Annotated in this window: 11 protein-coding genes; 4 read left to right on the plus strand and 7 right to left on the minus strand. The window is 54.7% G+C overall.

Annotated features, from left to right (window positions below; genetic code table 11):
* Nucleotides 1-450: 450 nt before the first annotated feature.
* Together PYL13_RS25780 and PYL13_RS25785 are read left to right on the plus strand one after the other, a co-directional pair.
* Nucleotides 451-1,599 (plus strand): RHE_PE00001 family protein, encoded by a 1,149-nt coding sequence (locus tag PYL13_RS25780; RefSeq protein WP_275642786.1) that lies wholly within the window; start codon nucleotides 451-453, stop codon nucleotides 1,597-1,599.
* A gap of 451 nt (nucleotides 1,600-2,050) precedes the next feature.
* Nucleotides 2,051-5,443 (plus strand): DEAD/DEAH box helicase, encoded by a 3,393-nt coding sequence (locus tag PYL13_RS25785; protein WP_275642787.1) that lies wholly within the window; start codon nucleotides 2,051-2,053, stop codon nucleotides 5,441-5,443.
* Between the two features lie 600 nt (nucleotides 5,444-6,043).
* Here the strand turns inward: PYL13_RS25785 and PYL13_RS25790 are convergent.
* The 4 genes from PYL13_RS25790 to PYL13_RS25805 form a co-directional block, all read right to left on the minus strand.
* Nucleotides 6,044-7,639 carry an NERD domain-containing protein gene (locus PYL13_RS25790; RefSeq protein ID WP_275642788.1) on the minus strand — a complete coding sequence of 532 codons (1,596 nt, stop codon included), beginning with the start codon at nucleotides 7,637-7,639 and terminating at the stop codon, nucleotides 6,044-6,046.
* Between the two features lie 73 nt (nucleotides 7,640-7,712).
* Nucleotides 7,713-9,536 carry a DUF1998 domain-containing protein gene (drmB, locus tag PYL13_RS25795; RefSeq protein ID WP_275642789.1) on the minus strand — a complete coding sequence of 608 codons (1,824 nt, stop codon included), beginning with the start codon at nucleotides 9,534-9,536 and terminating at the stop codon, nucleotides 7,713-7,715.
* A complete protein-coding gene (locus PYL13_RS25800) occupies nucleotides 9,533-12,691 on the minus strand; it encodes a DNA/RNA helicase (RefSeq protein WP_275642790.1) in 3,159 nt (1,052 codons plus the stop codon). Before PYL13_RS25800 ends, drmB begins: the two co-directional genes overlap by 4 nt.
* Before the next feature lie 19 nt (nucleotides 12,692-12,710).
* Nucleotides 12,711-15,074, minus strand: coding sequence for a UvrD-helicase domain-containing protein (locus PYL13_RS25805; protein ID WP_275642791.1), 2,364 nt, complete (start codon nucleotides 15,072-15,074; stop codon nucleotides 12,711-12,713).
* A 124-nt stretch (nucleotides 15,075-15,198) separates the two neighbouring features.
* Here PYL13_RS25805 and PYL13_RS25810 point away from each other — a divergent pair, with 124 nt between their 5' ends.
* Both PYL13_RS25810 and PYL13_RS25815 read left to right on the plus strand, forming a co-directional pair.
* The gene (locus PYL13_RS25810; protein ID WP_275642792.1) at nucleotides 15,199-18,162 is read left to right on the plus strand and encodes a hypothetical protein; all 2,964 of its coding nucleotides are present in this window, start codon (nucleotides 15,199-15,201) and stop codon (nucleotides 18,160-18,162) included.
* A complete protein-coding gene (locus PYL13_RS25815; protein ID WP_275643074.1) occupies nucleotides 18,162-21,089 on the plus strand; it encodes a DEAD/DEAH box helicase in 2,928 nt (975 codons plus the stop codon). Before PYL13_RS25810 ends, PYL13_RS25815 begins: the two co-directional genes overlap by 1 nt.
* Nucleotides 21,090-21,296: 207 nt before the next feature.
* Here PYL13_RS25815 and PYL13_RS25820 read toward each other — a convergent pair whose 3' ends face one another.
* Genes PYL13_RS25820 through dcm form a run of 3 tightly spaced genes read right to left on the minus strand, consistent with a single transcriptional unit; the run spans nucleotide 21,297 to nucleotide 24,290 of the window.
* Nucleotides 21,297-22,517, minus strand: a complete 1,221-nt coding sequence (locus PYL13_RS25820; RefSeq protein ID WP_275642793.1) for a type II restriction endonuclease — start codon at nucleotides 22,515-22,517, stop codon at nucleotides 21,297-21,299.
* Nucleotides 22,518-22,973: a very short patch repair endonuclease gene (locus tag PYL13_RS25825; protein ID WP_275642794.1), complete on the minus strand. Its 456-nt coding sequence runs from the start codon at nucleotides 22,971-22,973 to the stop codon at nucleotides 22,518-22,520.
* 48 nt (nucleotides 22,974-23,021) lie between these two features.
* Nucleotides 23,022-24,290 (minus strand): DNA (cytosine-5-)-methyltransferase, encoded by a 1,269-nt coding sequence (gene dcm, locus PYL13_RS25830; RefSeq protein WP_275642795.1) that lies wholly within the window; start codon nucleotides 24,288-24,290, stop codon nucleotides 23,022-23,024.
* Between the last annotated feature and the right edge of the window lie 312 nt (nucleotides 24,291-24,602).

Below are 24,602 nucleotides of genomic sequence, written 5' to 3' on the forward strand. Positions count from 1 at the left end.
CGTGATGAACTGCAAATAGCTGCTGAAGGTCATAAGGTGATCGTGATCTTCGATCACTTCGGGCACGCATGGTCGATCAAGCAACGCGATAAGACGAACGGCGGACAGGCGGCATAAATGCTTTCATGCAGCCGGTCACGTGGCGCGTTAGATTTCCCGACAAGGCGACTGGCAGAGTTGGTTTTCTAGATAGTTCCGCTCAATTCTCCCGGCGATGCAATTGACTCCATCAGATCTTATCAAATCTGCCACGATCCTCATCTTGAGACGGAAATTGGCGATACACAGGAGCCATCGCGACCGGGAAGATGGCCGAAATAAGCAATCTGCGACTCCAGATCATCTACCATCGATAAGGTACACTTATCGATGGTAGATATACCAACTGTTAACCATACCCACTGGAGAACACTAAAACACATATAGCATTCGTTTAACAAATCATTTACCGTGATTTCAATGGTTTACGATCTTGCCAAATTGCCCATCCACACCCTGCTGAAACCGCTCAGCAACGCCACGGCAGCGTTTTGTCGTCTTGACGAGCGTATTGCACGCTCGACCGTCGGCGTCGGCTGGTGTGAACGCCAGAATTTTAGCGACGCGTGTGCTTCGCTATGGATCGATGGTGAGCTGGTGCATCTCGAAGACCTGGTGCTGCACGACGCCACTCGCGATGTGCGTGCCCCGACCCATGAACTGACCATCGCCCGCGATGTTCTGAAAACCCGACGGCGGATTGTCGCGCAGCCACCCGACTGGGCGCTGTCGCCAGACGGTATTCGCAGTCTGCGCGAGGACCGAACCGAGCAGGCGTGGTCTGTAGCATCGTCGGGCAAAGCAGGAATGGGCGTGGCAAGTAAGATCGTGGATGACGACCCGGCGGCAGGGCAGGGGACGTCTGAAGACGGCGATGCGGATCAGCCGTCTGGCGAGTTTGCCGAGATTGATGCGCTCTTGGCCCGCACGGAAGCCGCCATCGCCCAAGCGCGAACACCGGGTCGGGTCGGCCCGGCCGAAAAAGATCCGCTGGTCTATGATCTCGACTGGGATGAAGATGCCCGGCTGGATGAATGGCGCACCGTGCTGCGGCAGGCCAGAGACTTGCCACCGATGCTGCAGTCGATTGTGGTCCTTGATGCCTGGAACAGTGTCGATGTGTTGCAGCACGCGCCGTGGTTGGGGCGGTTGTTGTCGGCCGCGCTGTTGCGGCAGGCCAGCATCACCACCCAGAATCATCTCGCCGCCATCAACACCGGCCTGAAAACCATTTCGGTCGACCGCCGCCGCCATCGCAGTCGCGAAGTCAGGCTGTTGGCAATAACCGAGGCATTTGTCGCGACAGCCGAGATCGGTCTAAAGGAACATGACCGGCTGGCACTGGCCCGCCAGATGATGGAGCGCAAACTTTTGGGGCGCCGCGCCTCGTCCAAACTGCCCGAGCTTATCGAACTGGTGATGGCAAAGCCGCTGGTGTCGGCCGGCATGATCGCCAAAACCCTCGACGTCACGCCACAGGCCGCACGGCGCATCGTCCAGGAACTCGGCCTCCGCGAGATGACCGGTAGGGGAAGGTTTCGGGCGTGGGGGTTGGTTTGAAGCGAAATTAACAATCGTTTGTGTCGCAGCGAAATGGGATGCCGCTGAAAGACCTATGGTGCGCACCTTACCTGTTACGCCTTCTAGTTCAATTACTCGCGACAGCATTCTATTGTTTCATTGGCCTCTAGGAGGTTGAGACAATATGCCGACATTTTGCGAACTTCCGTTCAGCAGCAGGTTAGATCTCACTACCTATCTTTCTCCAACCACGAAGAATATGAAACAGGAAGATAAACGAAGCAGCATCGACTGATTGTGGAGGAACTCGCCGGCTCCGGCGCAGAGCAGCATGCGACGCTGGTCCAAGGCCGCTAGCAGAGGTAGCCTTCATAGGCCGGCTTCGTCAAGGTATTGGTGACGATGGCAAGCATATGGAACAGAAGGGCCTAGAAAATATACAACCTGTAGCTTATTGTCTCGAATAGGGACAATTACGGGGCCGCCTGACGTGGATGCTATTAATACTTTAGCAATCGATCAACCGATCGAGATCAGCTTGCCACCACTCAACTACGGACCGATCAAGACATCCGTCGGTACGATACAATGTTGTCTCCGGGTCCAGCAAACTGTCTCTGCTCAGCCGTCTGGCGAAGTCGCGGTAACATCGAGGTCTAAGGAAACTGTTTACACAATAAACGACGGAGAGACCGTTCTCATCACTGAACGCTCGAATTTGGCCCGACCAAAAAATGTAGATGGAGTTCTGCATCGGAAATTAGATGGGAGTCTTTCATGGAAATCCCATCGTGTCATCGACGAGATGATTGAGATCGCCGCGAAGTCAGGATGGCAAACTCTTCTCGATTCTATCGCCAGTTCTTGGCCTTCTTCATTTCACTTCCATCACGAAAAGCAAAACGCAGATGGCACTGTTTCCAGTGGGAATGAGGGCCTTCGCCCTCCTCAGATCGGTGCTTTACATGCCATCGGCGCTCACTGGAGTTTAACCAGCCAACCAGCAACTGTGGTCATGCCGACCGGCACTGGCAAAACAGAAACAATGCTGGCGACTCTTGCGGCCTACGATTGTCGAAGCGTTCTAGTCATTGTCCCAACAGATGCATTGCGCAGCCAAACAGCAGGAAAGTTTCTGAATTTTGGCTGGCTGCGGAGACTCCACGCGTTGGATGAAGACGTACACAACCCCATTGTTGGCATCATAAGTAAACGGCCGAAATGTCTAGAAGACCTCGAAATATTTGAGCGTTGCCATGTCGTGATCAGCACCATGTCGGCCTTCCAAGGCAACAAGGGTGCTGAGGAGAACGGCGAAGATGAGGACGAACCCGATGACGAGATTGCTGGTGAGGCGGATGACGACGCCATCGACACGACCCCTTTTAATTTGGCGGAGAAAATCGCTGAACGCGTCAAGGTTTTGTTCGTAGATGAAGCACATCACGTTGCAGCTAAAGGTTGGAGTACTTTTCGCCGTGCCTTTCGCGATCGGAAGGTTTTACAATTTACCGCCACGCCGTTTCGGCGAGATGGTCTGCTGGTCGACGGACAGGTTATATTCAACTACCCGTTGCGCCGTGCGCAGGAAGAAAACTATTTCAAGCCTATCACGTTTCAGCCGATCTACGAGCCGGTTTCATCTAAAGTTGATGCGGTTATTGCAGAGGCCGCAATTGCGCGGTTGAGAGACGATCTCGCTAAGGGCTTCAACCATTTAATGATGGTCCGCTGCAAGAACATTACCAAAGCTCGAAAAGTTCATGAAATCTACGACAGTCTAGCAAAGGACCTAAAGCCGCTTCTTCTCCATTCCAAAGTTGGCAATAGTGATGCTCTTATAAAACAGCTTCGCGCAGGAGAGAGCCGTATCGTAGTTTGCGTTAATATGCTGGGCGAAGGTTTTGACCTACCTGAACTGAAAATCGCGGCGATTCACGATATTCACAAGAGTCTAGCGATCCTGTTGCAGTTTGCCGGTCGTTTTACCCGGAGTAGCGGCGAGAACATCGGCGATGCCACAATCATTGCCAACATTGCCGAGCCAAATGTCTCTACTGCGCTTGAACGGCTCTATAGCGAGGACGCGGACTGGAACCAGCTACTTTCTGAGCTAAGTTCTGATGCTGCCAAGGAGCACGCCAAGCTTATCGAATTTCTTCAAAACGCGAAGCCTATCGTCGGTGAAGAAGATGATAGCGATACTGAAATTTCCCGCAGGCTTTTGCGCCCGACTTTGAGCACGCTTGTCTACAACGCCAAGACATTCAGGCCCAAAGCCTTTGTCGACGGATTACCGGAGCAGCTTGTTCCGTATAGGGCGTGGCTGCATGGCGAGGACACATTGTTCTTCGTAACGAAGTCTCAACCCTACCTGAAATGGTGTCGTTCTAAAGCTGTGCGAGACACGGAGTGGGCACTGTTCGTATTACATTTCGACAAAGCCCGCAGCCTACTCTACCTCTCGTCTAGTGACCACTCATCGGATTTTGTTGGTTTGGCAACGGCGGTCGGTGCGGATGATCTGATATCCGGTGAAGTAATTTTCAAGTCACTCGGGAAGATTGCGCGACTACTCTTCCAAAACATTGGCTTAAAGAAGCACGGCAGGCGCAATCTATCCTATGCGATGTATACCGGTGCACAGGTTGAAGAGGCGCTGGGCCTCACCGAAAAAGGTGGTTCAACTAAATCGAACCTGAGCGGCATCGGCTGGGAGGACGGGAAGCAGGTCAGCATCGGATGCTCAGTCAAGGGTCGGATATGGTCCCGCGACAAAGGGACGATACCCGAATTCAACGAGTGGAGCGAAAAACTTGGCGAGAAGTTGCAAGATCCAAAGATCGATCTCAAAGACCTACTCGCAAACGTCCTGATTCCGACGGAAGTGACGACACTTCCAGATGCAGAATTACTCTGCATGGAATGGCCGTACGAAATTGTTCGGGAATCGGAAGAGCGTGTGGAAATCATCCGTGCGGGTGTGACCTACTCGTTGATGATGTGCGACATCGAGTACCTCTCTATCGACCGCGAGGCTAACACCATTAAGTTCCGATTGGTTGAGGCGACCGCAGGTGAGCTGGGGACATTCTTGTTCGAGTTAGGCGGCGAGAACGCGTTCTCAGTGAAGCAGGAGAAAGGTCACGCACTTACAATTTCAATCGGAAGAATGTCAAAGCTGCTGGCAGAGTTTTTCTGCGAACGCCCCCCTCTATTCCGGTTCGTCGACCTAACTGAACTCGACGCCAATCTGCATATCAGACCGCAAAATCCTCAGGAACTTGCGATCCCAGACGATCGCTATGAGCCCTGGGTTTGGAAAGGCGTGGACATTACGAAGGAGTCGATGTGGAAGGATGGTGTACAGCGAGAAACTTCAATCCAAGGCCACGCCGCAAAATATTTCGTAGATGGTGAGTTCGATGTCGTATTCGATGACGACGCCAGTGGAGAAGCCGCCGACCTTGTTTGCCTAAAGCTTTTAGAGGATAGTATTCGTGTTGTTCTCGTCCACTGTAAATTCTCTGGAGGAGTTAAGCCGGGAGAGCGCGTCAAAGATGTTGTTGAAGTTGCATCGCAAGCTGTCCGCTCGACAAAGTGGAACGCGAGATTCCAGCAGCTCTGCGCGCATATCCGAAGGAGAGAAGACGCACTTAAAACGGGAACTCGTCCGACAAGATTCCTCAAAGGTGATGTGGCTACTGTCGCTCAAATGGTCAAAGTCAGCCGTTTAAAGCCTGCGATCACTGAAATCTTGATCGTGCAGCCTGGTCTTAAAAAGGGGAGCGTGACCGATGATCAGTCACAAGTACTTGCAGCAGCTCTTACCTATCTCAAGCAGACGATCAACGTTGATTTGAGCATCGTGTGCAACAGCTGAGCGCAGAAAAGGTGCGCCATTAGCTTGCTCCCCCATTCGTCCGTAACCTTCGACAAGCGCCGTGCGATAGGCGTTACACGCATCTTTGTCTGCAGATGCCACAGATGGCCCATCCGTTTTACCGTTGTCAAGTTCCCCCCCCAAACCTGTGGTTCCTGAGAGTCGATTAACTGAAGGGGTTGAGGAAAGTGGTGCGAACATCGTGCTGCACGATGGGGGTCGTCGGTTCACATCCTCAAAAGCGAGGCTGTATATTTGGCGCAACATCACGACCGAGGAAAGCCGATAGTAGCGTCAGAAGTATAGCAATGAACGCGAAAGCAGGAAACAAGGCGTTCACCCCGCCGTACGCGTCTCCCCACTGTCACATACGATCAGGCGGCCACTCCAAGCCCAGAACCGGGAAAATTGCCGAAGTTGAGGCCCATAGAAGCCGTAAAGCGATCGCGATAGCCGCTCCATACAAAACTTGTCGGCTTATCTGAAAGTACCTTCGTAGCAGATACGATATGCAAATTCGTAGATCTTCGTACGGGCGTACACCATACTGCTTCCACTGGCTTTGCTGATAAGTGAAGTGCTTTGTTTAAAGCAGACCACCTATTCCCCAAACGCTATGCCAAATCGCGCAATTTCTTCCTCGGTGCCCGCCACTTCGAGTAGCAAATTTGCACGACTCGTCGCGACGTATACAAGTTCCGGTTCACGGATATCCTCTATTCGTACGATGAAGACGCACGGACGGGATAGACCTTTGAACCGCCGGACGGTGTCGAAAATAATTCGCTCCGCATGGATATTATCTGCCCGGCACGATTCAGCGCCTGCGATACGAAACAAGCCGCCTTCAACATCGCTCGCCCGACCCGTCAAAACGGCAATTTGGCCAGGGGTTGCCTGGCCGGAACGCACCAGATGTGCAATGCGCTCGTTGAGGCGTGCAAAAGCCAAATCGGACCGCTTTACGCCGATTGCACCAACGGCCTCTCCTTCCGGTCCAGCAGCACGGTTCGACTTTCCTTGGTACCACCTCGACATGAGGGCATGAATTTTGCGAGTATTTCGGAGATTGCGGGTAAGCGAGATACTGGATTGCGGCAAAGCGCGAATGAAAGTGTCGTCCTGAGCGAAAAGCCGTTGGTTGTCATCGTAGAACACATAAAATTCACCGATGTTAGTATCACGCAGGCACAGCCTGAGAGCGTTGAGCCAGCTGTCTCGAAAATCTTGTCCCTCATCGATAATGACTGTATCAAATCCGAGTTCGGGGCTCGAAGTAACGGCTTCGACAAGAGCTTCCGGAAGCAAGGTTTCGAAATATCCCGGACCGCTATTCCGTGGAAGTGGCGTGCCTGATTGTTCGGCGATTGTACGGCAGATTGAGTGAAAGCTCGCAACCATCAGGTTTTGTCGATCCTTGCAGAGCTCTTTGAGATAGTTAGCCAAGGGAGCGTTGAAACACGTCAGGAGCGTCCGTCGACCGTCCGCCGAAGACCGGAATGCCTTCTCTATGGCCAGAACAGTTTTTCCGCTTCCGGCGCCACCGGATATCGCCATCTCACGATTGTCTTCGAGCGAGTCGAGGAGCCACGCCTGTTCGGCTGTCAGCCGCTCGATCACCTGTGCATCCTCGGCAAGACTCGTTCCAATGTGAGCGCGCAATTCGAAGTGACCTGTTACCAGCTCGTCCAAGGCATGCATACCGTCGAGGCCGAGTGGCTGCTCACGGGTATCTCCACCTTCCCTGATCCGATCAACCAGCCATTTCCCCAGAGTATCCATGTCATCGCCGAACGCTATGATGTCGAGCGGTGCGTCAGGACCAAGTGCGCGCGTGGGTTTGGCGCTCCCCGGCAGAACCGCGGCATGGCGAGCGCGGATAAATCGTCGACCCAGCCGCCTGTTGTCGTTCAGCCGCTTCAAAAAGTGATGCTTGCTGCTCCTTGCCTGAGCAATGGGATTTTTGATCTTGAACCGGAACCCATCCCGATCTGTGCTTAGCCACTGCTCATCCTCTTCGCGGCAACTCACGCGCCCACCTTTCACTTCGATAAACAACAACCCGTACTGCGCATGGGCCAGAATGAAGTCCGCTTCTCCATCGTGCTCGGCGCCGTCCGTGTCAGCCTGATGCCAGGAGCGAGAATAGTAGCAAACATAGTCGTCCGGGACTTGGTCCCGGATACGATCGTACACTCGAATTTCCGAAGAGCGTTTTGGATCACTGAGGATATGTGGGGCCAGTGTCTTTGGATGCATGCGAGCCATTTCAGTTCCCTTTTTCCAAGAGTTTGCGGAAGAAGCCGAGTGACGGATTCTGGGGAGTGCCTACGAGCAGACTCCGATCGAGATGGCGATTAAAATGCTCGCACGAAGTCTCCGGTACGAAGGCGCAGCAATGACACGCAGCAGATCCGGATCCCTCAGACAAAGACAGGATGCCGGTGCTGCAGAGCGGGTCGGAGGAGCACCACTCCATATCGCGAAGCGCTGCGAGAAGTACCGGCTCCAGCTCGTTCGCTCGCCCTTTGCGCGAAAGACCGCCCAGCGTCCCGTCTGCGTCAGGGGCCGAAGTGTAAAGCAGGAAACCGCACATCCCGCCTTGCCCCGAAGATACATAAAGCCGCTCGCGTATCGAGGCAGTCGAATATCCGCTGTCGAGCGACAGACGCTCGGCCACCGCATGAGCCGTTGTATGAACAAGAAGAAATCTCGGTGAAATTTCCATTGGAAATGGGCGGTCCGAGCCATTATGCTCCTCCCAGGCGCGTTTGGCGGCCGCATGAGCTGCGGCAGCGCGAGCTTTGACCTCCTCTTTATTTTCCCATTCACTCACGCTGTCCGGAGCGAAATTCAGAAAGATACCCTCTCCACGAACCTCCACTGCAGGGAGCCAGTTCAGCTTTTCGCGAGACAAGGGAGCGATTTTTGCATTCCGATCCTCGGCCTCTGCCGGGCTCAGACGCGTGAAACCGCGCAGTGCACGAACCTCACGAAGTCTGTCGACCGAGACTAGGTTGGAAAAGTAGGTCTCAAGTGAGGCGGGGACCCGCTGAGGATTGATCTTGAACTCTGGAAATTCTTCGTCCCGTCGAGGCCCAGAGCAAAGCATCATGTGCTCGTTCAGGCGGAGATCGGCTGAGTCGCTCGACAGTATTGTCAGCAAGGTCTTTATCTTCGCGGTAAGCTGATCCGCTGTCACAGATCGATCCGGCCATTCAGGATGGATTTTTTGACGGACATAGCGGGGCAGCTGTTCCGGATCGTCAAGCTCCTTCAGGTCGTCCCAAAACCGCTCAAGGTCGTCGCGAAACGAACCACCGAACGGCGGCACATCTAGTGCTGAGGCAATAACCGGAAAATAGGCGTTGGACGCGCCACGCTGAATGGCTACGGGCTCGTTTGTACACTCGCAACCCTCGCCCTTGAGCCAAGGTTGAAGACCATCGCAGCGAATCTTCATGGATTTGAGCGTGCCGGGGCTCAACGCTCCATCAAGATCTCTTTCTGCCGCGCATTCGGTGCAGTGAACCCGCAATCCCTTTAGGCCGGACCCGGCGCCCTTGAGCTTTAGCGGTTTCCTGCGGCACCCTTCGGCATGGCGAGGCCAGGATGCCCACGGGAAGTCCTGGAGATGTCCATCAAGGCAGGTGACCACAAATCTGACTGGGACAACAAATGCTTTTTTGGCTCGTCGCCCGCGACCCGTACTGCAGGCAGAGCAGAAAAGTTCGGGCCGATCGGTTTCCTTTCCCCACGAGTGACTACGTTGTAGAAGCTCGCATTTAGGGCACACATGCCAGTCGGGAAACCGGTAGGCTGGTAATAGCCGGTCACGATTTACATTGTTCACCCGCTCCTGGCCCACAGGAGGAAGGCGAAATCCTCGAACGCCCAGTCGAGCCTGAAGTGGTTCGTGCGAGATGCGCTGGTCGTTCAATAGCCCTTGCCGGGCTGAAAACTGATCCCACGCCTCGAGCCCCGCAGCGACAACAGAAAGTGGCGCGCCTCCGTCTCCGCGAAAGTCGATAATGGCACCCGGTCCGTTGCCTGAAAGGACTTGGCTCCGTCTGATGTTCCCGATTGGTTTCATTGTCTGTCCTCTCTGCTGCGGGCCTGTTCGACCAGTACAAATGGAGTCGATGCCTCAACTGAGCGAAGGCTGTTGGGTGTGGGCCTCTGGTACCGATACCGGCTTTTGTTTCCCCGGGCTGCAGCGGTTTCGGCGGAGGTCAGAAGAGCGGGGTTGTAATCGTCCCAGTATGACTTGAGCCCTTGGAAATCGAACCAGTCATTCAGGAACTCATCCAGTTGCTCTCGTGATGCGTCTGCTTCACCGGGATCAATTCTGCGTACGCGTTCGACGATGCGTTCCAGCAAGGCTTCCGCTTCTCTCTGGTGATCGTCAATCGCTCCGGGATCTGCCATGCCGGCCACAAGATGACGAACCAGTGCAACGAAGGGAGCGTGTAACGCCCTGTCTCTGGCGCGCGGGGCGAAGGGGGTAACGCTTGTCGCTTCGACCTCTCTGTAGAGACTGTTATGCCAGCTTGCGAACGTCTCGTAGCGGCTTCGATCCCGGGACTTTGCCGCGTTGAAGAGGGTGACCACAAGCCCCGGCCAGCGCCGATCTCGACCAACGCGGCTGGTCGCCTGGATGTATTCGGCGATTGTCTTTGGCTGTCCGTTCACAAGCATAAGTCCGAGCCGTGATACGTCCATTCCAACAGAAATCATATTGCTCGCGAGCACGATATCGACATGCTCTTCATCCTGCCAGCCACGCTCCAGATTTTTGAGATATCGGGGGATGTCGTTTGACCGGACCCGGCTGGTAAGCTCGATCTGGTTGTCGGTAAGGCGTTCAGTCTCGCCAGCGCTGCGTGCAGCATAGTCGCCAATGCTCCTCGTCACGTCATCACGCATCAGAACGAGTGCGCCGCCGAGCTCACGCAAAGAGTTAAAGTAGTTGATCAGTGTCCAGTAGCCGTCACGGACATGATCTTGGATTGCCGGATCCGTCGTAGCCTGCAGCAGAGTAGCTGAGACGGCTTGCTGGGTGAATTTGGCAGACCGGCCGACTGTACTGATCCCGACATACCTACGTCCGGGTAGCGTCCTGTCCTCGACGGCAAATCCCGAGTCACTGTAGTCCAAACCGGGTGGCGGAAACTGGAAGGAGGTTCTGTCGAAAAGCGCGCGAATCTGTTGGGATGCGCGCCGGATTGTTGCGGTTGAGCCAATAACCTTGGCGCGACGCCCGTCGGACGTACGGCAAAGTTCGTCAACAGCGGTTTCATAAAGACCTGCCAAGCTTCCAAGCGGCCCGGAGATAAGGTGCAATTCGTCCTGTATGATAAGATCCGGCGGCGCTGCGGGAGTACCGATCCCGAACAGCTTGCCAGTGTGCTGATTACGGGTGATCTGCGCATATTTGTCCACGGTGCCAATCACCAAGGTTGGCTGCCTGTTGTAGACATCTTCATCGACTGTCCACACCGGCAGGCGCTCCATACCGGAAGAAACGGCGCATCCCGTGGTCTCGCATCGCACTTCTACGCAGCTGCGGTCCCGAGCAACCCTCCAGTCGAGCGTCCCGTGGCAGCACGGGCAGGCGCGAAGCTGCGCTGGAGAGTTCTCGCTTTCGGGAAAGAGGGCTGCCTCGGCATCCTTGACGAAATTCGGAGTGGCGCCCTGACCCACCCACAAGCCGAGCGAAATCGGTGTGTCGGTAGCGAAGTGCGAAGGAACCTCTGCAGCACCGGCTTTTGCCCTACCTTTCCGGATCATTTCGCACGCGAGCACGAGAGCTGCGGCGCGCTCGAACTGCTGAACCGTGAGAAGGCGAAGCGTATAACGCATGAAGGTTGTAACACCACTTCCAGCCGGATCGCCCTTTGCCCGGAGTCTGCGAAGAAAGATAGTGAATGCGGTCAGCAGTAGATATGCTTCAGTTTTACCACCACCCGTTGGGAACCAGAGCAGGTCCATGGTCTCCCGGTCTTCATCCTCAGTCCGCGCGATCGAAGATAGGCATAGAAGGGCGAAGCCCAACTGGAAGGGTCGCCATTTCAGTCCGTCCGGGCTGGCGTCACTCCGCCAGGAATATTGAAGCGCCATGGCAGCGTTGGCCAGACGGAAAGCCGCCAGCGCATTTTCGTCCGAGCGGAGAAGGTCGATCCCCGAACGCATGCGATTTTCCGCAGTACGGCAGGTGCGCATGTGAACATCGCCCTGTCCAGCGAGACTCGTCGGCAGATCGGGGACCCGGCCTTCAGCCTCTGTTATCCAGTCGCCGTAGGCATCGACGAATGAGTTCAGTCCCGAGACCAGATTTTTATCATCTGTTTCTGCCAAGGCGAATGCGGACAGAATTTTGTCAACGGAACCTCCCCGAAAGGTGCCAGCACCGCTTGCGCTGACAACGTATACGGTTGATTCCGGAAACCAGCTCGTGGAAATCCAACCTACGGTACCGCCAGTCGGTTCATCCCAGATTGCCGAACATGTATGCCCCACCGCCCATTGCTGGGCCTGACGATACAACAGGGCAGAACTCGATCGATCTTCATCGTCCAGATCCGGCGCGCTCGCGGGAGCCGGTTTCGGCACGAAGCTGCAATCGGCCTCACACCACACCGTCATCTTTACCTGAAAAAGCGCGGCTTTCTCATTAGCAGAACGACTGACCTTCTCTGACGGGCAGGCGTCGTTGCTGATGGCTAGCGTGACCAGCAAGAATGATTTCCATGGTGCGATCCGAAAATGAAGCGTTACACCCGGTTGCCCTTTGTCGCCGAGGTTTATTCCGGGAAAGCCCGGTTGCGACGCAACATGGAGGTCAACAAGGATCTCGGCGCATCGCGGGTCTCTTTTCCAGTTCTGCTGCTTTCGTGTCTCGGGCTCCTTATCTTCTTTTGCCTCGTGCTCGACGTAGCGAGCACCATCAACCCGGATCCTCAGAAAAGGATTGTCTCCCGCAGACGCTATTGCAAAGGACAGGCCAGCTGTGCTCGGGCGAAAGGTGGACGCGGCCTTTACGCTATCAAGGGCAGTGCCGTTGATCTCCGCATCCTCACTCTCAGCCGCCTCATCGTCCTCTTCGGCGGGGATCGCCGTTCTCGGCGGAAAGAGGATGCCGGTAAGGTAGCGATCGGTAGGACGGTCAGATATCACCTCTTCGGGTGCCTGCGGACCCATCAGATCCGCTTTCATCCGGTCAATTAGTGTGTCTCGCGCATCGGACATAGTTGTCCCCCCTTTAAATTCATCCCGAAACTTTGGCGAAGCCACCCAGCAAGGGCATCAGTGCCAGGGATGACTCCCTCGTGGCTGTTCCAGGCACCACAACTGTTGTGGCCCCTGTAATTGAAATCCCGGATACCTCCGGCAGTGCGGACTCTTCCGGAGCCTTGATTATCTCTCGAAGCACGTCAGTAAATTGCTGGCCAAGTATGCCAATCGGCGTTCCGTCGGTATGCAACCGAACCAGTAACTGGTCACTGCTGATTGGCACGGCATCGGCAGTCAATCGATCAGCTGACGCACGCCAGATGGAGTCGAAGACAACTTGTGGAGGGGCACAGTGGCCAGATTTCATAAATCTGCTCCATTCGATGAGGTCCCCCTCAAGACCGATTTCAATCTCTCGATAATCCCGTCGCGCCCGCCAGTGTCGTTCGGGAGACCCGGCTGTGTAGAAGCGACCTGTGGGCGCCCATCCCGTACGAAGCTCATCGCTGGCACGCGTGGCCGCTACATAGAGGATGCGTGCCTCCTCTGACCAGTCAACACCTTCCTCCCGACGTTCCGCGTTAAACAGCACCAGGACACGATCTGACTGCCGCCCTTTAATGGAATGTACGGTCGACAGAAGCGGTCCGGACGTTCCCTCATAATCACTGATTAGGTCTGGTGGTGGGTATTCAAGCCCCTCGGCGATTCGGCCAACGGCAAGCTCGCTGCGACCTGTGTCGTCGAGCTCGCGCAGGATCTCCCAGCATTCATCAGGCGATCGGGAAATCGAGTCTCGGTAGCCTGCATACATCTGGCCGAATGTTTCTCTGTTGATTCTTGTATCCGGATCCAGTCCACCGAGGCAGGCGCCAATCCAAGGTTCGATACGCAACGGCCTGTCGTTAAGTCGGATGCGAAAGGGCCTTTTCTTCATGCGCATCGCTTCTGCGGCTTCAAGAAGGCTCGACCGGTACCGGGTGAGGATCAGGCCGCGGGATGTTGACGGGTGTACGGTGTAGTCGCGAATCCGTGTCTCCGAGGCGCTTTTTTCAATCAGGTCACGGAGTTCGAAATATTTGTTCCGGGTTACAGGGTCGTGATCGCGAAGAAAATCGCGGGCTGACCGGAAGAATGACCGAAGACTGTCAGTTCTGGCGCGGTGATCCGTCGATATCCGCATCATGCGAAATTCTGATAACTGCTGGACATGATCAAGAAGCGTATCGCTCTCGCTCCGGGAGCTTTGGTATCCGTAGATCGCTTGGGCAAAGTCCCCTAATACTGTTACGCCGCATTTCGGATGGACTTTGTTGATCAGTGCTTCACAAAACGCCTTTCGCGATCCGACAAGGTCCTGCGCCTCGTCGATGATTACGTGTTCAAGCGGGTCGATGAGATTTCCCACAAGGGGGTCTCGCGTTCGCAGAAGACTCGCCGCGGCCTGAACGGTCGTATCATGAGCGCCTGCCATTCTTCCGCCGACGGCCACAAGTAGTCGTGCAGCATATGAATCGAATGTATGTATCTGCACCATTGCGACGCCCGGGATGGACGAAAGGCGATTTTTGATCCTCTCTCTCAGCTCGGCGACTGCAACACGGGTAAAACTTAACAGAACAATCCGGGAAGGCGCTAATCCTTCCTCTATAAGCCTCATCACGCGCTCTGCAGCAGTGTTCGTCTTGCCGGCACCTGGTCCTGCCTCCACCACAATGCGCTCATTACCGCCAGCCGCCGCTACAAGCAGCTGCTCCCTATCTGGCGCATATTCGGTTCTTGGTTCTTTCTGCGACGGCACACCGCACCAGTCTCGCAGGAACAAAGCATTATCCTCCCCTATCGACCAAGAGCCCAAGCTCGGATTGAAGCTTCCGCAGAGCGAAAGCAGGATGATAGTTTCCAACGGAACTACCTCGTTAGAAGAGACTTGGCCGTCAGCGGTCAGAAAGCGTGACGGGATCGCCTCTGTTGTCGTTCGCCGTGTTTCAAGCAAGTCAAGAAGTGTCGCGGTGGCCTGTCCAGAGACTGTCGGGAATAGCTCGTGACGTCCGCGATCAACAACTTCTCCATGATCGCCAAGCCCAATGACCCGACCATCTGGCAGCGCAATGCGCCGGTGCGGCACAGCGATAAGAACTTTCTCACCATGAACGAGCCCGGTGCCAATATCCCCGGCTCCGCAGAGTACATCGATAACGGTTTCAATAACCAGCCGGCAGGCCGCACGATGATTTTCACCAATGAAACCCGATATCCATTCGCAAACAGAATATCTGCTGACGCCTCTTCGAGCTCTGACCATCGCGCGAACAAGATCGGCAATAATGCCCCGGTCGAAGTCATTGTCCTTGTAGATTTTATCCAGTCCGGCAAAGTAATACGATTTTAATTCCAAGGCCTTTACTCAACAACCACACATTGCAAAGATTGTCTGCATGAGTGATTCGCGTCAATGAATTTCAGTTGCAGGACACGCAAATTGTTACTCGTCGCCAATTTGTTGTTGTTGGAATTCTCCCATGCCGGTTGATGCTAACCTGAAGGATTGCCATAAATCGTTGGGTGATCGCTTCAGGCAACTGTCAGTTGATCGCTCAGGTCTGCCGGTTTTCGCGATCGAGCACGGCCTCGACGCTGATGCCTTGCAAATGCTCCGTCGGCAGGTATCGAGACAGCTTGAAATAGATCCGAATCTTGTAGGCGTGAGTTGGGGTGTCAGCTACCTACCACTCGTCGTGCTCGCTGCTGAAGTAGGTTACAGATACCGGGGAACTGGCACCGATTTCTGGCCATTACTTACGCAGGATCTTGACCTTGATCCACGATCAATTTCTCCAGTAAATCTCTCGCAACTCTTTGAATTGGGGCATCGGAATTTTGGCCTTGCCCGACCCGGTGACAGTCCTTGGGAGCAACATTTCCCACATATTTCCTGGCCGATCGGAAATGCAGCAGTTCCCCTTGAGGTGCAAGGGCCGCTCGCCTCGGCTTTAAGAGCCGCTGTCCGGGCCGGTATCTCCCCGGACAACAAGGATACTCTTCTCGGCTATGTCCGCAATTTAGCATCCGGGCAGTCGGGTCGACGTTTTGAAAACTGGTTGCAGCGAAGCGATCTGTCGCGCGAGGTGATGGCGCGACTGCTTGATCCCGCTGCAGATGGCTGGCTTACCGAAACGTTTGTCCGCCGGCTGGACGCAGACGTGCGTCGCGATGTCGAGTCACGGAGGGCTATCGGCGAAGCGAGGCGCCTGACAGCGCGAAGATCCGGGCGGCAGGCTGAAGTTCCGGCGTCGAGATTCCTGGTTGCGCTCGACGGCGATATCGTCGTCAGGCTTTCAGTAAGAGGGCCTGTCCTGACTGCTGAACTTCGTGATCATGTTGTCGCTACCCTGCGACTGCAGGGAGATGTTCTCGGGACTACGATGTCACGGGACGTCATCCACCTTCGCCACTTTCTAGCGGGGGGAGAGCTGGATCTCGGTACGACCGCAGATTGGCCCGATTCACCTTTGCAGCGCGGCCATGTAACGACAGCCCTGTCGTCACAGGCCGCACAGCTCCTAGACGGCCTGCAGCCCGAACAGACAGAATTTTTCCGGCTGGAGAAAGAAACGCAAGCAGCCGTTGCGCTAATGCACGGTGAGCAGATCGCGCAAGATTCAAAGATTGTCAGGATCCGCAATGACGGCAACGGCCTGTCTGTCATCCAGAGGCTTGACGCATCTTCGACCAACGATGTCGAGATACTCAGAAAGCACGGTCTGAGTGTGCGTAGTGGACGGCCCATCGTCTTGTCGGGATTGCCTATGGCAGGGGCCGGCGGTCATTTCGCGACCGGCTTTCCTCTATTGGCAAGAAAAACATCCAATCAGACAGCGCTGGTACTTGATCAGAATGCTACGGCGAACGACTGTCTGGCAATTGATGGATGCGAATGGGCAGTATTCATGCCTGAGACCGGAGAGCATACAGTAGGTCCGGAAGGTTTTGATGAGGCTTCCCACTTGCCGTTCTGGATGGTCGATCCGCCTGACATCGACGCGGCGAGTATTGCCCTCCATCCCGTTGGTGCCACGCTTGCCGACCTGATGGAAGGAACACTGGAAATCCGGATCCGCGCGCCTCTTCCACTTGAAAATGTTGCGGTCCAGATCAGACTTATGGTGGCGGGTGAAGAAGATCTCGTATCGGAAGACACGTTAGACCGGTTGCCAGTCCACATCGCTGGACGCATGCCGCTGCTCAGGGATCTGAGAACATCGCTAACAAAGCGAGGCATTGCGTCTGCTGCGGCCGCGCGGATGCAGGTACGTCTGGAAGGGGTGCTAGCAGAGCAGTTTGTGCTTCAGCCGACGACACATCTTTTCCTCTACGATGAGCACCGCCGGTCGTGGAGCCAAGCGCAGCACAGCGAGCGGGAGGTCGCCTCGCGGGTGGCAACGCTTTCAAAGCTGTTTCCGTCAAAGTCAACTGCTACAAAAGATGAACTTACGCTGCTTCTCCCTGATAGTGAAAACTGGGGAGCTCTCGGAGCAGGCAAGATTCTTCGTGAGAAGAACGTGTTTCGTTTGGGGCAGATGGCTTACGTTCAGCCGCAAGCTCCTCGCGCAGTGAGAGACGCATCCTCGAGGGATGGTGTTCCCGGTCTCGCTGAGATGACAGGCGCCTATCTTGCCTGGCGCCTTGCAGAGGCCGGTGATCCGGTTGCTCATTGGTTGCAGCATAAAGGTGCTGACAGCCTTGAAGCCGGTCTGGTGGGTCTCCTCTGTGGGGACAAGTGGCGACAGATCGAAGAGCGCCTGAATCTTTCAGTCCTATCGCCCGCTGGCGCACTCTACGTCAGTGCGGAACAACACGGTCTGTTGTCCGGCGATGATCTGCCATCGGTTGTTCGCTCGCCTGATGCTGACTTTCTTGCTCGAAGGATCAGGATGCGCCTCCATCAGGCAATCCAGGATCACGAGACCGCGATAGCCGAATGGAGTGACGACCTCGGAGGCGAACTCGATCTCGCTGTCATCGAAGCCTACGATGATCTGCGCAAGCAGATGCTTGACGAGGGTCGCGATGCCTTTGAAGAACCTGACATGACGCGCGACGCTCGCACGTGGTTGCTTGCACTGGAGCGCGCGCGCGACATCCCTCGTCTGTCGATGTTCCAAGCGCTTGTCCTTCCAAGCCCGAGGTGGGAGTCGCTTTCCACATTTTCTTACGAAACAGCGACTGAGGATGAGATCATCGATCTGCTCGACAGCTGCCATGTCGACGCTTTTCGTCGACCAGGACTGCGCTGGATAGGGCGGCCGGAACTCCGCGCAATCCTGGAGCTGTGGATCTCACCCCGCAGTCTTATCGAGGCGGGAGAATGGCAGCGATATCTGGCAAAGAGCCTTTCCGACATGCAAACGGCGAGGGCGGTGCGATACGCAGCCCTGAGGCGAAAGCTGTCGAGACTGGATTTCACTGAAGAAAGCCTGGCGTGATGGATCACTACCTACGTTTCGTGAATTGCGTTCAGGCCCTGAGGCGTCGAACTGAAGCGCTGGGGATCGCGATGGGAGGTGCCTTGGGTGTCGCGGCTGATCCGTTACCTCATCAGATCGCGACGGTGCACCGCGTGCTTTCTGACGCAGATGTCCGCCACCTTCTTTCTGACGAGGTAGGCCTCGGCAAGACGGTTCAGGCACTGATGATAATGAACGCGCTCAGATGGCAATATCCAAAGCATCGAACATTGATTGTCGCGCCTGATAACCTGCTCGCGCAGTGGCAGGAGGAATGCTGGATACGTGGTCATGTCATGCCAGCACTGGCAGGTGTCGTCTCTGATGATGATTCCGAAAAGACGCCGGTTTTGCTCGCAAGGCCTCGTGATCTTGTTCGTCATACAGGAGACGCCGAGCGGGTCGTAGAGCTCGATGGCCGCAAGTTTGATTTGCTTGTTGTTGACGAGCCCCAGACCATGCCGAGGGAGATTGTACAAACTATCTCTCAAGCTGCGGATGGCTTCCGTCAAGTACTTGTCCTTTCGGCAACACCGAGACTGGGCGATACAGCATGGCGTGATCTGATCATGCGGATGGTCGAGCCGGCGGCCGCCTTCAGGGCCCGCTTTGAAGATCGCGCGATCGCAGACATTCTGTCTGACCGTGAGTCTCAGGCGCATTCACGACAGGATCTGGATCCTTCCGGAACCTATTTGCAGTTTGCAGCAACGCGCAGGGTTATCAGGAATGGCAGAGATGGCTGGGGAGCCTACCTCCCGGTAAGGCGCAACACACAGGTCCTCATCCAGCCACTGGCGGCGGAACGTGAACGTCATGAAATTGCTGCGGATTTGCTTGTGGGCAATGACCGCAGCGGGGATATACAAGGTCGACCGTGGACGTCTGTACGCGCCTTACAAAGAAGTGCCAGGGCAGCAAGAGATGTTCTGTCAGAGATTGCCAGCCAAGGCGGAGCGCTGGGTCAAAAAGCGGAGCGCGCTCGTTCTGCATCCCTTGATGACCCCGGTGACAGCAGACTTGAGGCGTTGCTGGACCTTCTGTCCGAAGAGTGGCAAAAAGACTCGACAAAAGCCTTCATCATTGTTTGTGGGGACAACCCGACAATTGACATGCTGCGAACCGCCCTCCCGCGTTATTTCCCTGATCTGACGGATCGCATTGGAATTCTGAGGCGGCCGGCCACTGGAGAAACTGAGGCGGTTACGAACTTACGCGAGGTCCAGGAAACACTCGCGCCGTTTCTGGATGGCTCAACCCGATTGCTCCTTGTCGGGGACTGGGTGCAGGCAGGTCTGAACTTGCATCACGCGGCAAGCCGGGTTGTATTTTATTCGATCCCTTGGGAAATGGAGAGCATCGACCAGTTGATAGGGCGCGTTGACCGACTGGACTCGGGATCCAGGCGCGGGAGACGGCAAAGACAGGTTCGCATATGGCAACTTGTGCACGAGGGAGCCCAGGAGGCGGCGATTGCCGATGTTGCGTCGCAGTTGGGGGTTTTTGACGCGCCGTTGCCGCCGCTGTCTGATGATGAACGGAAAGCCGTGTATGAAGTCATGTCACAGGCCGCCATCCGCCGCGCTGCGCCCGCAGGTCTTGCCAAGATAAACCCTGCATCTACCGGCCTTGTCACCTCTCTACAGGATCTGGACCCGTTTACTACAGAGAACGCAATTGCCTACTTCGAAGCCTGGCAAAAACGGCCTGTCGTTCAACCGGCGATGCTGAAGAGAAAGTTATATGGGCAGATCGAGAATTCGGAGGGTGCGATGCGCTCTTGGCTCGAGACCATTACCAGATCAGGTGACTTTGAAATTGGAACCCGGTCTGACAGTGAGTATCCCGATTTTCGGTTCGGAACGTTCTGGTACTATCGGCCAAACGGGAGAGGGCGCCCGACCTACATACCTTTTACCCTTCCCGGTCTCAGAACCGAGAACTGGATGTCCGATCATCAGCCCTATATTATCCACCGCTCCCGGATACAGTCACCGCCACGAAAAACTGTAGTCACAGATGCCGGTGAAGACGCCGCACGACCTCTTCACTTTCTCGATCATGGCAACCTGCTTCACGATGCACTGGTTGAGGGATACATTTCCGAAGGCCAGAAGATGTTCGGGAGAGCCCAGCCCGTCGTTCATTCCACTGTTACACTTCCCGAGGGACACCCGGTGAAAGGGCAGCCCCCTACAATGGTCACCGTGGCGGACTTTGATCCATTCCCTGACGAAATGCTCCCGGCGCTATGGTCTCCAGCTGCCAAAGCAATTCTCGCAACTGCTGCGACACATGCTCAGCGCGAGGGGCTGACGGGGGATCGACTGTCCTTACATTTCATGGCGCGCGCGGCTCAACGTTGGGTTCGCTTGAATGTGTCCGCACAACTCTGCAAAGTCGCATCTTATGAGAAAGCGGGGGAATGGACAGATGTAGCTACTGATCAAATCAATACCCTCTTGGGGCCGCTGGTATTTGGCACGAATGTCCGATGCGCCAAAGGGCGTTTACCTGTCAGACCGCTGTTAAAGCCAGAGATCGTTAGCGCAATTAGGCGTCAACAGATCGACATGATTAGCAACAAGGTCGAAGAGCTGGATTATCAGGCCAAGTCTATCATTTCTCCACTTTTCGGCTCTCTACAGTCGAGGTTAAATTTTCATTGGCAGGAGGAGTGCCGCAATCGTGAACTGGCGCTTGAGAGGAGAAAGAATGCTCCGATGGACGCCGGGCCGCGTGAACTTCGGCTCGGACAGATTGCCGCGCTGGAACGATCACTGGAAATGTCGCGGCTCTGCCAACAGGAAAGTGTCCGTATTCTGACCAGCTTCATGATTGCAAGACGTTCTTCTGATCTCATAAAGCCCTTAACTATCTTGTTGACGTTTGCGGAGCAGACGTGAAAATCGAAGCCTCAGTTAACTCGTCATTTCAAAGTCATGGACAGCCCAAACCGCTACTGGCCCACAATGTAACGGATGAAACGAGGTTCTACTGACCGTTCAAGGTTGGACATTTCACAATAGAATTACGTGATATGCGTCGACATGTCAGATTATCTTGCGGCTATCGTCGCGACGTAGGCGAATAATTAAAATGGCTTGTAAAAATCATATCTGTAGCAGCCTAATATCTCCGATAAACGATTCAAGTGTCTGGAGATGCGGTTGAACCGATAAGGGAAATTTTTCGATGATAGGCTGTGGCACGACCAAAGTGACTTTTGCGTCCATCATCTCCTTGAACTGGGTTTCCGAAATACCTTCCTGCAACGTCAGCAGATGCTTTTGTTCAACGCGATTTGCTTCATTGAGGATCTGACGCCAGCGATCCTTCATCGTAGTCTTGACGGCTAGCATCCGCAGCTTTTCCTGAGGAAAGAGCGGATCCTTGTAGGCCGTCTCGGAGGGGAAAAGAAAGTCAGGTGATTTGCCAGGCTCAGATTCTGGCTGATGTGAGAAATCTCTTCCTTCGACAAGCTTCTCCTCTGTGAAAATCTCGCGTGCATGCAGCTCGAGCGAGCGGCCCGCGCGTGACTTGCGACGCTGGAGGATGGTTTGCGCCCTAGCTATGAAACCATCAATGTCACTGAAGCCAGCCTTGATAAGCGGTAGCTCGATTGTTTCCTCGATACTGCGGAAAATTTCGTACTCACAATTGCGTCGCTTCATCAGGCGCTTATCTGGCATCAGGCTATCGTGCGACTGGAGTTCTGCAGCCTTGGCAATGATCTCTGCACCACTGGGAAATTTTGCCAACCAACCCGGTGGGATTTCTGCAGGCACAAGCCAGCAATTGGCCCGCACGGGAGACGTTATGGAGTTCGTCTGAAACGTGCCGCCAACTGGCTGAATTACGGTCTTTCCGGGTTCAATAGGGCCTATTCGGTCCTCGACAAGGTCCTCCTCCGTTTCATGTCGGCATACCCACACGTGACATTCTGGTTGAGAAGATGCTTTTGCGAAGGCGAATACTGTCAGAGCGCCAGTGCTTTCCGGATCAAGTAGAGCCGATTCGCTACCACCCCAGTTTGTCAATCGGGTCTCGTCTCTACCATTGCTTTGGTTTTTGAAACGCTTGCTATTGTAGTAGACCGCGCGAATACGACGGGCGTCAGCGTGACTATCGATATAGACCTCGAACCAAAGATCTGGGCGTTCTATATCGATACGGGCTAAGCTGGGAAACACCTCGAACAGCAGTTCTTTGGGAATGTAGGGACCAGCCTGGTTTGTCTTATTGGCAAGGGTGTCGTTTCCACTAAGCCGTTTGATGTACCATGTATAATCCCGACCGCTGTATTTATTCAGCCAGTCAACCAACTCCATCATTTACCGTGTCCCCCGTATCTCGCCCCTAAGTTCTGTCCCTCGCAACCACTTGGCTGCTTGGTCGAGGGTCTTGTCGAGTCCGATGCGGCCCGGCCCCCGAAACGCACATTCCCATATTTCAAGCCGACGTAAGTTGCGAAATGCGAGCAACTCATTCACCCGTACATCTCTAGCGCGATTCGCGCTGATTTTTGCTTTCCAAAAATCCTCACGGATGGCCGGCATTTTAAAAAGAGAGCAATCATGCCCATGCCAGAAGCAACCATGGACGAATATGGCTGCAGTGTATTTGGGTAGCCATAAATCAGGCTTTCCGGGAATCTGTTTCGGATGCAACCTGTAACGGAAACCAAGCGCATGCAGGCCCAGTCTTACAGCGATCTCAGGTTTCGTGTTCTTACCACGGATACCCGACATCATACGGCTGCGAGTCGCAGGATCCACGACATCCGTCATGTCAAGTCATCCGGCAAAAATCTGGGGTGGTGTATAAAGCCAACTCAATCATGCCCTAAGCTTAAGATGCTCTCCGGCGGACATGGCGAGTGCTTGTTCAATGAATGGCAACATGTGGTTCGCTACTGCCTTGACGACAGGTACGACCACGCTGTTTCCGAACTGTCGGTAAGCCTGCGTATCGCTGACAGGAATTACAAACTCGGCCTTGCCCGGTTCATCGAATCCCATAAGGCGAGCACATTCTCTGGGCGTGAGCCGACGGGGATTTTTTGCATATCCGCGATCCACCAGAATTTCGGAACCATCCTTGTAATAACGTGCGGACAAAGTGCGCGCGACATCTTCCTGCCCCACGAGGCCATAGCCGAAACCGTTCCCAGCTGCTGCATGCTTTGCAGCGTACTCCCTGAGATACTTCCAAAGATGATCTGTAAGGATGTAGCGCTCAGATACGCTACCTATGTTACCGAGCGTATAATGTTTGTCTGGACCTTCTGATCCGTCTTCTGGATGCAGTATGGTCTTGAGCTTGGGACCAGAAAAACGATCAGGCATCTCGAAATCGTTAAATGAAAAACCTACACCGAGGTCTTTACGGAAACCGACGATAAAGATCCGCTCGCGATGCTGGGGCACATATCCTTTCGCATCAAGAACACGCGCCTCGACTTCATACCCCAACTCTTCTTTCAGTGTTTTCATTATCACAGCGAACGTGCGACCCTTATCGTGATTCACTAGATTTTTGACATTCTCCAAGAGGAAAGCCTTGGGCCGGTGGTGTTTGATGATACGGGCAACGTCAAAGAACAGGGTCCCCTGCGTTTCATCTGCGAAACCATGCGCCCTCCCGAGTGCGTTTTTCTTGCTGACACCGGCGATACTGAAAGGTTGGCATGGAAAACCGGCGAGAAGCACGTCATGTGAGGGAATATCGGCGGCATCAACTTTCGTGATGTCGCCCTGAACTTCATGGCTATCGCCACGATAATTGGCCTTGTACGTCGCCTGTGAGTATTTATCCCACTCGGACGTGAACACGCACTTTCCTCCGATTTGATCGAATCCACGTCGCAGTCCCCCAATACCTGCAAACAGGTCGATAAACGTGAATGTGGGGTCATCATTGACGATCTGTGCACGGGCATTCAGTAGACCCTGCAGCACCACCATTGCAGCCTGCCTCGGCTCCTGCTTCCCTCGCTCCCACCGGTAAAGAGTTGAAAGGCTAAAGCCAACAATGGGAGCTAGCTCCTCTAGAGAAATCCCGACCACCTGACGTAGTCTAGAAAATTCGGTGGTCGAATCGGCCATGCAATCCTCGCTGGGCATTTTTTTGTCACAATGCCAGGATTTGCCCTCGTGCACAAGAACATATCGTGCACGGCGCGAGTTTTTGAAGGGTTATTCAGGTGCCTTCAATTTCACATCTGGCAGATTAATAAGAAGCGTGACCCGCCGTGACGACGCTTCAATTACTGAGCGACGCTGGAGAAGGAGGGGGCGGCTCTACTTTGCCGTTTTGTTTCAAAGTGGTTCATGAACTCGGGCCGTCGAGGATCAGTTATCGTATGCGAGCCTGTTCAGGGGCGCGCTTCAACCGCGTCAGTCGCATAATTGGTGTCC

The organism is Agrobacterium sp. Azo12 (genome assembly GCF_029193765.2).
In the GTDB taxonomy this organism is placed as follows: Bacteria; Pseudomonadota; Alphaproteobacteria; order Rhizobiales; family Rhizobiaceae; genus Agrobacterium.

Bases quoted from the DNA above. Each gene is read 5' to 3' on its own strand.
- drmB (WP_275642789.1), bottom strand. From the start codon at position 9,536: ATGAAACCAATCGGGAACATCAGACGGAGCCAAGTCCTTTCAGGCAAC.
- PYL13_RS25800 (WP_275642790.1), bottom strand. From the start codon at position 12,691: ATGTCCGATGCGCGAGACACACTAATTGACCGGATGAAAGCGGATCTG.
- PYL13_RS25810 (WP_275642792.1), top strand. From the start codon at position 15,199: ATGCCGGTTGATGCTAACCTGAAGGATTGCCATAAATCGTTGGGTGAT.
- PYL13_RS25815 (WP_275643074.1), top strand. From the start codon at position 18,162: ATGGATCACTACCTACGTTTCGTGAATTGCGTTCAGGCCCTGAGGCGT.
- PYL13_RS25820 (WP_275642793.1), bottom strand. From the start codon at position 22,517: ATGATGGAGTTGGTTGACTGGCTGAATAAATACAGCGGTCGGGATTAT.
- PYL13_RS25825 (WP_275642794.1), bottom strand. From the start codon at position 22,973: ATGACGGATGTCGTGGATCCTGCGACTCGCAGCCGTATGATGTCGGGT.
- dcm (WP_275642795.1), bottom strand. From the start codon at position 24,290: ATGGCCGATTCGACCACCGAATTTTCTAGACTACGTCAGGTGGTCGGG.